This window comes from Phyllobacterium sp. (genome assembly GCF_037994405.1).
In the GTDB taxonomy this organism is placed as follows: domain Bacteria; phylum Pseudomonadota; class Alphaproteobacteria; order Rhizobiales; family Rhizobiaceae; genus Phyllobacterium.
In genome coordinates, this window is record NZ_JBBNAN010000129.1 from 1 (window position 1) to 13,467 (window position 13,467).

Genomic DNA, 13,467 nt, shown 5'->3' on the forward strand with positions numbered 1-13,467 from the left:
ATCTGCGACAAGCCACTGACAACCACCGTCAAGGAAGCGAAGGAGCTGGTCTCGCTGGTAAGCAAGACCGGCAAGCTCTTCGTCCTTACCCACAATTACACCGGGTACCCGATGATCCGCCAGGCCAAGGCCATGGTAGACAAGGGCCTGCTCGGCACCCTGCGGCTGGTCCAGGCGGAATATCCGCAGGACTGGATGACCGAAAAGACCGAGGCCACCGGCTCCAAGCAGGCCGAATGGCGTGTCGATCCGAAGCGCTCCGGCGCAGGCGGAGCTATCGGCGATATTGGGACCCACGCCTACAACCTCGCTTGCTTCGTTTCAGGCCTCAAGCTCAAGCAGCTCTGCGCGGAACTGACCTGCTTTGGCGAAGGCCGTGTCCTTGACGATGATGTGCAGATCCTCATGCGCTTCGATGGTGGCGCCAAGGGCATGATCTGGGCCAGCCAGGTCGCTCCCGGCAATGAGAATGGCTTGAAGCTGCGCGTCTATGGCACCAAGGGCGGGCTGGAGTGGACGCAGGCTGACCCGAACTATCTCTGGTACACGCCTTTCGGCAAGCCAAAGCAGTTGCTGACCCGTGGCGGTGCGGGCGCCTCACCGGAGGCAGCACGCATAACGCGCGTTCCAGGCGGTCATCCAGAAGGCTATCTCGAAGGGTTTGCCAATATCTACACGGAGGCGGCACAGGCGATCATCGCAGCGCGCACCGGCAAGAAAACGCCGAAGGATGTCATCCACCCCACCGTCGAGGATGGGCTTGCCGGAATGGAATTCATTGAAGCTGCCGTGAAGTCCTCAAAGGCTGGCGGCGTCTGGACGAAGGTGTAATGGGCGAGAACCAAACCACAAGTCCTGCTACAGTGCCCGTGCTCGAAGCCCGCGGCATCGCCAAGGCGTTCGGGCCGGTCGAAGTGCTGACCGATATCAGCCTCACGGTCATGCCCGGCGAGGTGCACGCGATCATCGGCGAGAATGGCGCCGGCAAGTCGACGCTGATGAAGCTTATGAGCGGCCATCTCCAGCCAACACGCGGCAGCGTGGCCATCGATGGCGAACTGGTGCATTTCGCCGGGCCCGTCGATGCCGAACATCGCGGCCTCGTCCTGGTCCATCAGGAGATCCTGCTGGCGCCGGACCTGACTGTTGCGCAGAACATCTTCATGGGCCGCGAGTTGAAACGCGGTCTCATGGTCAATGATCGCGAGATGAACCGCCAATCTGCTGAAGCAGTGCGCAACCTCGGCGCCGAGATCGATCCGACAAACCAGATTTCGCGTCTTTCTATTGCGCGCCGGCAGCTCGTGCAGATAGCGCGCGCCCTGCAGGTGCCACACCGCGTGGTGATTTTCGACGAGCCAACCGCCTCGCTGACGCCATTCGAAACCGAAGCCTTGCTTAAGGTCATCCGCGATCTGCGCGACAAGGGCGTGGCGGTCCTCTACATCTCGCATCGTTTGCCGGAAGTGGCAGCGATCGCTGATCGCATCACTGTTTTGCGCGACGGCAAGCTGATCGCGACACGCAATGCCTCGGAGTTGCAGCCAGTCGACATGGCAAGGCTAATGGTCGGACGCGATATGTCGAAGCTCTATCCCGAGCGCGAGGACACTGCGAGCCGCCAAAACGTGCTTGAGGTCAGGAATTTCGACGTGCCGGGCTATGCGCGCGATGCCTCCTTTACATTGCGAAAGGGCGAGATCCTCGGCTTTGCCGGCCTGATCGGCGCCGGGCGTACAGAGCTGTTTGAGGGCTTGGTCGGGCTGCGTAGCGGCCACGGCGAAGTCACGCTCAACGGTAAGCCGGTAAAATTTCATACGGTCCGCGACAGCATGGCAGCGGGCATCGTTTACCTGAGCGAGGACCGGAAGGGCAAAGGCCTGCTGCTGGCGCAGGACCTGCGCACCAATCTGACTCTGGCAACACTGGGAAAATTCACCAAAGGCCCGCTGATCGAGCGCAAGCGCGAGGACAAAAGCCTCGACAAGGCCATCACCGATTTCGACATTCGCGCCCGCCGGCGCGATCTTCTGGCCGGACAGCTTTCTGGCGGAAATCAGCAAAAACTGCTGCTAGCGAAGATGATGCTGCTGGAACCGAGCATCGTCATCATCGACGAGCCGACACGGGGTATCGATATCGGTACCAAGGAGCAGATCTACAAATTCATTGCCGACCTCGCCAAAGCCGGCAAGTCGGTCATCGTCATCTCGTCCGAGATGCAGGAACTCATCGGCATCTGCCACCGCATCCTCGTCATGCGCTCGTCGCGCATTGTCGGCGAGGTCACCGGAGATGCGATGACCGAGGATGAAATCGTCGTCTACGCTACCGGCGTCAAGATCAACGAAGCAGAGCTTTACAGTGCGGGGAACGCATGAGCGATACGAAAACACTGACCGACACACGCGGTTATGGCCGCAAGCTGGCGGATCTCGACAAGACGGCGGTTGCGCCATTCCTCGCGCTGGCCGCGCTGTTTCTTCTCGGCGCGCTGGTCAACCCGAACTTCCTGTCGATCGACAATCTGCTTAATGTGCTGACCCGCTCTTCCTTCATCGCCATCATCGCCGTTGGCGCAACCTTCGTCATCTCCGCAGGCGGGCTCGACCTCTCGGTCGGATCGATGGCAGCGCTCGTTGCCGGTATCATGATCCTGTTCCTGAATTCGGCCGCCATCGACGGTGACACTGCCATGTTGGCGGCTGGCGTTGTCGTCGCGATCGGCGTCGGGGCGCTGGCGGGGCTGTTGAATGGCGCCGTCATCACCATCGGCAAGATCGAGCCCTTCATCGTCACGCTCGGCACCATGGCGATCTTCCGATCGGTCACCGTCTGGCTTGCCGACGGCGGCTCGATCGCGATGAAATCGATCGCCATGCGCAACATGTTCCGTCCGGTCTATACGGGCGTTTTCCTTGGCTTGCCATTCCCGGTCTGGCTCATCATCGCCGTCGGTCTTCTAGGCGCATTCATCCTCTATAAGACCTCTTTCGGGCGCCATGTCATTGCTGTTGGCTCGAACGAGGATGTGGCACGCTATTCGGGCATCCACGTCAATCGTGTGCGGGCGATGAGCTATATCCTGCAAGGCATCTGTGTGGCGATTGCAGTGGTGGTCTATGTGCCGCGTCTCGGCGCGGCAACGACCACCACCGGCATGCTCTGGGAGTTGCAAGCAATCACCGCCGTCGTCATCGGCGGCACCGCGCTGCGCGGCGGTGTCGGACGCATTTGGGGTACGATCTGCGGTGCCTTCATGCTCGAGATCGTCGGCAACATCATGGTGCTCTCCAACATCGTCAGCGAATACCTGATCGGTGCCGTGCAGGGCACCATCATCATCATCGCCATGCTGGTGCAGCGTACGCTGCAGAAGAAAAAGTGATCTTTACGATCACACGCGAAATAGGGGTGGGGAGGCTGCCCCTTCCAACGGGACGGGGGAACAAGGGCCACCCACCGAGCCGCAACGAAGGCCCTACTTGAAAATTGGGAGAAGACACATGCGTAAACTCTTGATCGGTCTTGTCGGGGCGGTTCTCGCTTCGTCGATGACCTTCGCCTACGCCCAGGACAAGAAGGTCAACATCGCCGTATCCATTCCCGCAGCTGACCACGGCTGGACAGGCGGCGTCGTCTATCACGCTGAACGTGCTGCCAAACTCCTCGAAGCCGCTCATCCCGGCCTGAAGATCACAATCAAGACATCACCGGACGGCGCCTCGCAGGCCAATGCTCTCGAAGATCTGACGACACAGGGCATCGATGCACTGGTAACGCTACCCCACAATTCAGACGAGCTGACCGATCCAATCCGTGCTGTCAAAGAAAAGGGCATCTTCGTCACCGTCGTTGACCGCGCCCTGTCCGATCCGAGCATTCAAGATCTCTATGTGGCCGGCAACAATCCGGAGCTTGGCCGCGTAGCTGGCGAGTACCTGAAGAATACGCTGAAGACCGGCGATGTCGTCGTCATCCGCGGTCTGCCGATCGTCATCGATGAAGAACGCCAGAAGGGCTTTGACGATGCAATCGCCGGCAGTGGCATCAAGGTTCTCGACAAGCAGTTCGGCAACTGGTCCCGCGACGACGCCTTCAAGATCATGCAAGACTATCTCACCAAGTTCCCGAAGATCGACGCCGTATGGTGCCAAGATGATGATATGGCGGTCGGTGTGCTCGAAGCGATCAACCAGGCTAAGCGCACCGATATCAAGCTGGTCATTGGCGGCGCCGGCATGAAGGACATGATCAAGCGCGTTGCCGATGGTGACAAGATGACACCGATCAACGTGCTCTATCCGCCTTCAATGGTCGCAACGGCAATGGAACTCACCGTCGCCAACTTTTACGACCAGGTTCCTGTCCGCGGCAAATACATCCTTGATGCAACGCTCGTCACCAAGGACAATGCCAAGGAATTCTATTTCCCGGATTCGCCCTTCTGATTGGCGATCCCCTCTGCAATTAAAAGGGCCCGAAAGGGCCCTTTCCTTTGACACGCAAATTCAATCATTGACGTTCCCGGCGGCGGCTATTAAACTTGATAATATTAGTCAGGTTTGTTCGCGAGACGTTCCAGATCGTATGCCTTCGGACGAACGCAATCGAGGATGGAATGCTATGTCACGGCGCCAAATCATAGATATGCAAGTTCGTCTCCCGGAAATACCGCCAATCCGCGGTATCGCCAAACCAACCCTGCCGAACCTTCGTGTTTACGGCAGCGATGTCCTGTTTGACGGCTCAAATATTGTCGGAATCGAACACGCCGGATCACTTTACCAGCTAAAGATTACCCGGCAGGGCAAATTGATCCTCAACAAATAATGGGTGTTCGAAAGGCCGTCCCGCCGGTCCTTCGTCCCACGATCATCGGCCCCGATCTGATTTGCCAGGATAAAGATAATCTACGCATTGACACCAGACATAATATGGATACTAGATGTAGATGTTTTGGTTCTCCCTGATCGCAAGATGGGGAGCTAAGAGGGAAGCCGGTAGAATGCCGGCGCTGCCCCCGCAACTGTAAACAGCGAGTTGCTATCGCAAAAAGTCACTGAAGCGCTATTTGCTTCGGGAAGGCCAGATAGCAGTATTGACCTGTGAGCCAGGAGACCTGCCAGGACATGATGAACGTCCACGGGCGGGGTGTCCCGGTGTGTCGCTTGCAATGGCCGCCGCCAGGGCTGACCACCTTCATTGCAATGCGTGCGCTCGACCTTTGCCCCCAAAAACTGGGGTAAAACACATGTCTCTGTCTTTTGATACCGTAACCGGCACAGCCGCAATCAGTCCTGCCACGGCGCAGCCGGAAGATGTCTTCCTCGCCTGGTTGTTGTGGCTACCGAGGGATGCCGATCTCCTTGAGGCCGCAAGCCGCGAGATCCACCGCATCGATTCCCGTGCAGTCGATGCGGACGGCCCGAGACAATTGAAGGCCCTGTTTACGGTGCTGGTTGAAAATCTAAGAAGCGGCAATGGCCCTTGAGCCCTGCCATAACTGCGACATTTGCTGCCGCCAATAGAATTGATTTGTTGACATAAACATATCTTTATGTGACCCTGCCGCGTCATCCAAATCATGGATCGTGAGGGCGTGTCGAGTTATGAATGTTGCGGTCAATAGTGTTGGCGATAGTCTGTTCGGTCCCATGGACGCCCCAAGGGACGGTTCGGAAGTTTTCGCCGCCCTGACCAAAGCGGCGCAGGAACGTATCCTCATCCTCGACGGTGCGATGGGCACGCAGATACAGAGCCTCAATCTCAACGAGGAAAGCTTCCGTGGCGAACGTTTCGCCGACTGCTCCTGTCACCTGCAGGGCAATAATGATCTCCTGATCCTGACGCAACCCCAAGCGATTGAAGATATCCACTACGCCTATGCCATGGCGGGTGCGGATATTCTCGAGACCAACACCTTTTCGTCAACGACCATCGCCCAGGCCGATTACAGCATGGAGGAGGTTGTCTATGAGCTGAACCGCGATGGCGCACGGCTTGCCCGCCGTGCGGCATTGAAGGCCGAACAGAAGGATGGCCGCCGCCGCTTCGTCGCCGGCGCGCTGGGCCCGACGAACCGCACGGCCTCGATCTCACCGGATGTCAACAATCCGGGCTATCGCGCCGTTACCTTCGACGACCTGCGCATTGCCTATGCAACCCAAGTGCACGGTCTGATCGACGGCGGCGCCGACATCATCCTCATCGAGACAATCTTTGATACGCTGAATGCCAAGGCGGCGATCTTCGCCACGCAACAGGTTTTCGAAGAAAAGGGCATCACCCTTCCGGTGATGATCTCCGGCACGATCACCGATCTGTCTGGCCGCACACTTTCCGGGCAAACACCGACCGCATTCTGGTACTCCGTCCGCCACGCCAAGCCGTTCACCATCGGCCTTAATTGTGCGCTCGGCGCCAATGCGATGCGCGACCATCTGGCGGAGATTGCCAGCGTGGCCGACACGTTCGTCTGCGCCTATCCCAATGCCGGCCTGCCCAACGAATTCGGCCAGTATGACGAAAGCCCCGAGGCGATGGCGGAGCAGCTCGAGGAATTCGCCAAGGAAGGCCTGCTCAACATTGTGGGCGGCTGCTGCGGCTCGACACCTGAACATATCAAGGCGATCGCCGAGGCCGTTGGCAAATACAAGCCGCGCGAGCTCCCCGAGACCGAAATACATATGCGCCTGTCGGGCCTCGAACCGTTCACGCTGACCAAGGACATTGCCTTCGTCAATGTCGGTGAGCGCACCAACATCACCGGCTCCGCCAAGTTCCGCAAACTTATTACCGCCGGCGATTTCGCCACGGCGCTCGATGTGGCGCGCGATCAGGTAGCGAACGGCGCGCAGATCATCGATATCAACATGGATGAAGGCCTGATCGACAGCGAAAAGGCCATGGTCGAATTCCTCAACCTGATCGCCGCCGAGCCGGACATCGCCCGCGTGCCGGTGATGATCGATTCATCCAAATGGGATGTCATCGAGGCCGGATTGAAATGCGTGCAGGGCAAGCCGCTGGTCAATTCCATTTCGATGAAGGAAGGCGAACAGGCCTTCATCGATCATGCAAAGAAGGTTCGCGCTTATGGTGCCGCCGTTGTCGTCATGGCGTTCGATACGGAAGGGCAGGCCGATACACTCGAGCGCAAGGTCGCGATCTCCACGCGTGCCTATGAGCTTTTGACCAAGGAAGCGGGCTTCCCGGCGGAAGATATCGTCTTCGATCCCAATGTCTTTGCCGTCGCCACCGGTATCGAAGAACATAATGGCTATGGTGTCGCCTTCATCGAAGCGACCAAGCAGATCACCGAAACCCTGCCGCATGTGCATATTTCCGGCGGCATTTCCAATCTGTCCTTCTCGTTTCGCGGCAATGAGCCGGTGCGTGAGGCCATGCATGCGGTTTTTCTCTACCATGCCATCCAGGTCGGCATGGATATGGGCATCGTCAATGCGGGCCAGCTCGCGGTGTATGAATCGATCGATCCGGAATTGCGCGAAGCCTGTGAGGATGTGGTGCTCAACCGCCGCGACGATGCGACCGAGCGGCTGCTCGACCTTGCCGAACGCTATAAGGGTTCGGCCGGCAAGGAAGCGCGCGAACGCGATCTCGCCTGGCGCGAATGGAGCGTTGCGGATCGCATTTCCCACGCGCTGGTCAATGGCATCACCGAGTTCATCGATGTCGACACGGAAGAGGCTCGCCAGCAGGCCGAACGGCCGCTGCATGTGATCGAAGGCCCGTTGATGGCCGGAATGAATGTGGTTGGCGATCTCTTCGGCTCCGGCAAGATGTTCCTGCCGCAGGTGGTGAAATCGGCCCGCGTGATGAAACAGGCTGTGGCCCTGCTTCTGCCTTACATGGAGGCGGAAAAGCTCGCCAATGGCGGCACCGGCCAGCGCGAAAGTGCCGGCAAGGTGCTGATGGCAACGGTAAAGGGTGACGTGCACGATATCGGCAAGAACATTGTCGGCGTCGTGCTTGCCTGCAACAATTACGAGATCATCGATCTCGGCGTTATGGTGCCCTCGGCCAAAATCCTGCAGACTGCCAAGGAACAGAACGTCGATATTATCGGTCTCTCCGGTCTGATCACGCCCTCGCTCGACGAGATGGTGCACGTCGCCTCGGAGATGGAGCGCGAAGGCTTTGATATTCCGCTGCTGATCGGCGGTGCAACGACCAGCCGTGTGCACACCGCGGTCAAGATCAACCCGCGCTACCACAAGGGCCAGACCATCTATGTGACGGATGCAAGCCGTGCCGTCGGTGTTGTTTCCAATCTCCTGTCGCAGGAGACCAAGCCCGGCTATGTTGACAGCGTCCGCGCCGAATACGCCAAGGTCGCGGAAACCCATGCGCGCAACGAGGCAGACAAACAGCGGTTGAGCCTGGAAAAGGCTCGTGCCAATGCTCAAAAGGTCGACTGGCCATCCTACGCGCCGCCCAAGCCAAGTTTCCTCGGAACGCAGGCTTTCGAGAATTATGACCTTGCGGAAATCGCCCGCTATATCGACTGGACACCGTTCTTCCAGACCTGGGAGCTAAAGGGGCGCTATCCCGCCATTCTTGAAGACGAAAACCAGGGTCCCGCGGCGCGTCAATTATTCGACGACGCGCAGGCGATGCTGAAGAAAATCATCGCCGAGAAATGGTTCAATCCGAAGGCGATCATTGGCCTGTGGCCGGCAGGCGCCGTAGGCGACGACATTCGCCTGTTCACCGATGATGCACGTAACAAAGAACTCGCGACCTTCTTCACACTGCGTCAGCAGCTGTCGAAACGCGATGGCCGGCCGAACGTAGCTCTCGCTGATTTCGTCGCACCCGTAGACAGCGGCAAGCAGGATTACGTTGGTGGATTTGTCGTTACGGCAGGAATTGAGGAAATCGCTATTGCCGAACGCTTCGAGCGCGCCAATGATGATTACTCCTCCATTCTCGTGAAAGCGCTGGCAGACCGCTTTGCTGAAGCCTTTGCCGAATTGATGCATGAACGCGTCCGCAAGGAGTTCTGGGGCTATGCGCCCGATGAAAACCTCGTAGCGGACGAACTGATCGGCGAGACCTATCGCGGTATCCGCCCGGCACCGGGCTATCCGGCACAGCCGGACCATACGGAAAAGGAAACGCTGTTCCGCCTGCTCGACGCGGAAGCCAGGATCAATGTCCGCCTCACCGAAAGCTACGCCATGTGGCCGGGCTCATCAGTATCCGGCATCTACATCGCTCACCCGGATAGCTATTATTTCGGCGTGGCCAAGGTCGAGCGCGATCAGGTGGAGGACTATTCGAAGCGCAAATCGATGCCGATCGCCGAGGTCGAGCGCTGGCTTGGGCCGATACTCAACTACGTTCCTGCGCCAAGGGTTCAGGCCGCCGAGTGAAGGTAGTGCCGCGGCGGCGCCCCCAGCATGCGCTTGAACATGGTGGTGAAGGCCGGCACGCTATTATAACCGAGATCGAGCGCGACGCTGGTGACCGGCTCGCCTTCCGTCAACCGCGGCAAGGCTGATAGCAGGCACGCTTGTTGACGCCAGGTGGAAAGGCTTAAGCCCGTTTCCCGGCGGAACGTGCGCGTGAAAGTCCGCCTGCTCATTCCCAGCCTGTCTGCCCAGTCGTCGATATTGGTATGCGGGGAGGGATCCTTGAGGAACCCCCGGCAAAGCGCCGCTAGCCGCCGGTCATCCGGGAAGGGCAGGCCGAGCGGTCGTTCCTGCAGGTTCGGTATTTCGTGCAAAAGCAGCCCCATGATGAATGTCGTGCGCGGATCGGCCTGCACGTCCGCGGGAGCCGCCACCGCCTCCCTGATGAGATTGTCCATCAGCGGCGTCAGCCCCACTACATGCAAATGTCGCTTCAGGCCCTCGACTGCATCGGGCCTGACATAGATTGAATGCATGGAGACGTCGCCGAGCATGTCGACGGCGTGCTCGATCCCGGCCGGCAGCCACAGTGCGTGACGCGGCGGGACCATCCATCGGCCGAATTTGGTCGTGACCATGGCAACACCGGTGATCGCGTGCAGCAACTGCGACTGGATGTGATGATGGTCGGGAATATGAAAACCGGATGGATAGTGCGCGGCAAGGGCAAACACATCGCCTTCCGCCTGTTCAAGCCAGTCGAGCCGCATCCTGTGCAGTTGTTCCAGCTCAACACCCGCAGCGTTGCGAGCAGCAAAGGTTCGATAGCGCATGATTTGGCCCAGTCACAAAAGAATTGGACCAAACCACGAAAGCAGGTTCGGCGCAACAGGTATATCAGTGGCGAAGAAGAGCGACGCATGTGTCCGCTAACGCTCTCTTGTCCGATGGAAACGCCAAATGACCGACACCACGATGCCTGCGCAGCGCACTTCCGCTGAAACCACCGTATTTGCCATTATTTTTGCTGTCAGTTTCTGCCATCTACTCAATGACATGATGCAGTCGCTGCTCGCTGCGATCTATCCGATGCTCAAGCAGAACTACGGCCTCGATTTCAAGCAGATCGGCTTCCTCACCCTGACATTCCAGGTAACTGCGTCGCTATTGCAGCCCATCGTCGGCACCTATACAGACAAGCGCCCGATGCCCTATTCACTGCCTGTCGGCATGGCGTTCTCGCTGGTCGGGCTTGGTCTCCTTTCTATCGCTACCCACTATGTAATGCTGCTTGCAGGTGCCGCTTTCATCGGTATCGGCTCGTCGATCTTCCATCCGGAATCTTCGCGCGTAGCACGCCTCGCTTCCGGCGGACGCCACGGACTGGCACAGTCATTCTTCCAGGTGGGCGGTAATTTCGGCACCGCAAGCGGCCCGCTCCTTGCTGCCTTCATTGTCCTGCCGCGCGGCCAGCAGAGCATCGCCTGGTTTTCGGTCGCGGCGTTGCTGGGCATGATCATTCTTTACCAGGTAGGGAGCTGGTACCAGCGCTACCGCGCTGCCAATGCCAACAGGCCGGCCGCCAGCAAGCAGCTGAAACTGCCACGCGGCAAGGTTGCGATGTCCTTGATCATCCTGACGCTGCTCGTCTTCACCAAGAACATCTATCTCGCCAGCATCTCCAGCTATTACACCTTCTACGTCATCCACAAATTCGGAATATCGGTGCAGCAGTCACAAATGATGCTCTTCCTCTTCCTCGGCGCAGCCGCTGTCGGAACCATCGTCGGCGGACCGATCGGCGACAAAATCGGCACCAAGGCCGTCATCTGGTTCTCGATCCTCGGTGTCCTGCCGTTCACGCTAATGATGCCCTATGCAAGCCTGTTCTGGACGGGTGTCCTGACGGTGCTGATCGGACTGATCCTCTCCTCCGCGTTTCCAGCAATTGTCGTCTTCGCGCAGGAGCTGGTGCCGGGCCGTGTTGGCATGATCGCCGGCATCTTCTTCGGCTTTGCCTTCGGCATGGCGGGTATTGCTGCCGCAGTGCTTGGCTTCGTCGCTGACAATAAGGGCATCGACTACGTCTATATGGTCTGTTCCTACCTGCCGTTCCTCGGTTTGCTGACAATCTTCCTGCCGAGTATGCGGGAAGTTCGGGGTGAAACCGCCGTAGCGTAAACTGATGAAAAGCCCGGGAACACCTTCCGGGCTTTTCCTGTTTGAGGTCCGGCACTCGAACACTGGCGGTCTGCTGACGTCAATTGTCAGCGAGGGTGGTTTGAAAACCCTCCATTCGCCTCCATATAAGCAACATCATTCCCAATGATGCTTCGCGTCAAACGATGCGTTCTGCTAAACACGTCCAGACCGAAATTCCTTTCCGGGTATCTTCATGTCCTCAGCCATCTCTGTCTCCAGCCTTTACAAAACCTATTCAACCGGTTTCGAAGCGCTGAAGAACATCAATCTCGACATTCGCCATGGTGAGATATTCGCGCTCCTGGGGCCGAATGGCGCCGGCAAGACCACGCTGATCTCAACGATCTGCGGCATCGTCAAGCCGACCTCGGGGATAATCCTTGCCGACGGCCACGATGTCATCAAGGAATACCGGGCTGCGCGCACCAAGATCGGTCTCGTTCCCCAGGAGCTGACGACCGATGCCTTTGAGACGGTGTGGAATACGGTGAGCTTCAGCCGCGGCCTTTTCGGCAAGCCGGCGAAGCCCGCACATATCGAGAAGATCCTCAAAGAGCTTTCGCTATGGGACAAGAAAGACTCTAAGCTCATGACGCTCTCCGGTGGCATGAAGCGCCGCGTGATGATCGCCAAGGCACTGTCACATGAGCCGGAGATCCTGTTTCTGGACGAGCCGACCGCCGGTGTCGATGTCGAATTGCGGCGTGACATGTGGGATGTGGTACGTGCGCTGCGCGCATCCGGTGTGACCATCATCCTGACGACGCACTATATCGAGGAAGCCCAGCAGATGGCCGACCGGATCGGTATCATCAGCAATGGCGAGATCATCCTGGTCGAGGAAAAGGACGAACTGATGCGCTCGCTCGGTAAGAAGCAGCTACGGCTGCATCTGCAGGGAAAGCGCGAAAGCGTACCGGAAGCCCTGGCCAAATATAGTCTGGAACTTTCACCGGATGGCTGCGAGCTGATCTACACCTACGACACGCAAAAGGAGAGAACCGGCATCACTGCCCTGCTGAAAGACCTCGACAAGGCCGAAGTGCGCTTCAATGACATTCAGACGAAGGAAACCTCGCTCGAGGAAATCTTTGTCAATCTGGTGAAGGAACGCAAATGAACCTCTACGCCATCAAGGCAATCTACCTGTTCGAAATGCACCGGACGTGGCGGACGATCATGCAGAGCGTGATCTCTCCCGTACTATCTACCAGCCTCTATTTTGTCGTGTTCGGTTCAGCCATCGGCGGCCGTATTCCGGAAATCAACGGCGTCACCTACGGCGCCTTCATCGTGCCGGGTCTCATCATGCTGTCACTGCTGACGCAGAGCATTTCGAACGCTTCCTTCGGCATCTATTTTCCGAAATTCGTCGGCACGATCTATGAACTCCTGTCGGCGCCCGTCTCCTATATCGAGATCGTCATCGCCTATGTCGGGGCGGCCGCGTCCAAATCGATCATCCTTGGCTTGATTATCCTTGCTACTGCCTCTTTGTTCGTGCCGCTCAGGATCGAATACCCATTCATGATGCTCCTCTTTTTGATCCTCACAGCCGTTACCTTCAGCATGTTCGGCTTCATTATTGGCATCTGGGCCGATGGCTTCGAGAAGCTGCAGCTCGTACCGCTGATGATCATCACACCGCTGACCTTTCTCGGCGGCAGTTTCTATTCCGTCGACATGCTGCCGCCGTTCTGGCAGACGGTGACGCTGTTCAACCCGGTGGTCTATCTCATTAGCGGCTTCCGCTGGAGCTTCTTCGGCCTGTCGGACGTGCATATCGGCACCAGCCTCGCCATGACCGCCGTCTTCCTGATCGCCTGCATGCTGGTGCTGCGCTGGATCTTCAAGACGGGGTATAGGCTGAAGAGCTAGGGCTAAA

11 protein-coding genes and 1 riboswitch are annotated in these 13,467 nt (G+C 58.1%); of the genes, 10 read left to right on the plus strand and 1 reads right to left on the minus strand.

From position 1 onward, the window contains the following. The 7 genes from AAAC48_RS07930 to metH all read left to right on the plus strand — a co-directional run. Positions 1 to 831, plus strand: an 831-nt coding sequence (locus tag AAAC48_RS07930; RefSeq protein WP_340653663.1) for a Gfo/Idh/MocA family oxidoreductase, incomplete at its 5' end; no start/stop codon positions are given. Next, positions 831 to 2,381: a sugar ABC transporter ATP-binding protein gene (locus AAAC48_RS07935; protein WP_340653664.1), complete on the plus strand. Its 1,551-nt coding sequence runs from the start codon at positions 831 to 833 to the stop codon at positions 2,379 to 2,381. The genes AAAC48_RS07930 and AAAC48_RS07935, both read left to right, overlap by 1 nt. Further along, entirely contained in the window at positions 2,378 to 3,388 is a 1,011-nt protein-coding gene (locus AAAC48_RS07940; protein WP_340653665.1) for an ABC transporter permease, read from the plus strand. Before AAAC48_RS07935 ends, AAAC48_RS07940 begins: the two co-directional genes overlap by 4 nt. 118 nt (positions 3,389 to 3,506) lie before the next feature. Further along, entirely contained in the window at positions 3,507 to 4,451 is a 945-nt protein-coding gene (locus AAAC48_RS07945) for a substrate-binding domain-containing protein (RefSeq protein ID WP_340653666.1), read from the plus strand. A 175-nt stretch (positions 4,452 to 4,626) separates the two neighbouring features. Further along, complete coding sequence (locus AAAC48_RS07950; protein ID WP_340653667.1) at positions 4,627 to 4,833, plus strand: hemin uptake protein HemP; 207 nt, start codon at positions 4,627 to 4,629, stop codon at positions 4,831 to 4,833. A gap of 110 nt (positions 4,834 to 4,943) precedes the next feature. Further along, positions 4,944 to 5,145, plus strand: a riboswitch (cobalamin riboswitch). Between the two features lie 109 nt (positions 5,146 to 5,254). Then, a complete protein-coding gene (locus AAAC48_RS07955) occupies positions 5,255 to 5,494 on the plus strand; it encodes a hypothetical protein (protein WP_340653668.1) in 240 nt (79 codons plus the stop codon). Positions 5,495 to 5,612: 118 nt separating this feature from the next. Continuing rightward, positions 5,613 to 9,401 carry a methionine synthase gene (gene metH, locus AAAC48_RS07960; protein ID WP_340653669.1) on the plus strand — a complete coding sequence of 1,263 codons (3,789 nt, stop codon included), beginning with the start codon at positions 5,613 to 5,615 and terminating at the stop codon, positions 9,399 to 9,401. Here the strand turns inward: metH and AAAC48_RS07965 are convergent. Then, a complete protein-coding gene (locus tag AAAC48_RS07965; protein ID WP_340653670.1) occupies positions 9,386 to 10,213 on the minus strand; it encodes a helix-turn-helix transcriptional regulator in 828 nt (275 codons plus the stop codon). The two genes, metH and AAAC48_RS07965, sit on opposite strands and share 16 nt — an antisense overlap. A 127-nt stretch (positions 10,214 to 10,340) precedes the next feature. Between AAAC48_RS07965 and AAAC48_RS07970 the strand changes: the two genes are divergently transcribed. The 3 genes from AAAC48_RS07970 (at position 10,341) to AAAC48_RS07980 (ending at position 13,460) form a co-directional block, all read left to right on the plus strand. Next, entirely contained in the window at positions 10,341 to 11,561 is a 1,221-nt protein-coding gene (locus tag AAAC48_RS07970; RefSeq protein WP_340653671.1) for an MFS transporter, read from the plus strand. Between the two features lie 214 nt (positions 11,562 to 11,775). Beyond that, on the plus strand, positions 11,776 to 12,702 hold the full coding sequence (locus tag AAAC48_RS07975) for an ABC transporter ATP-binding protein (protein WP_340653672.1): 927 nt from the start codon (positions 11,776 to 11,778) through the stop codon (positions 12,700 to 12,702). After that, positions 12,699 to 13,460 carry an ABC transporter permease gene (locus AAAC48_RS07980; RefSeq protein ID WP_340653673.1) on the plus strand — a complete coding sequence of 254 codons (762 nt, stop codon included), beginning with the start codon at positions 12,699 to 12,701 and terminating at the stop codon, positions 13,458 to 13,460. The genes AAAC48_RS07975 and AAAC48_RS07980 overlap by 4 nt, the downstream gene beginning before the upstream one ends. Positions 13,461 to 13,467: the final 7 nt, after the last annotated feature.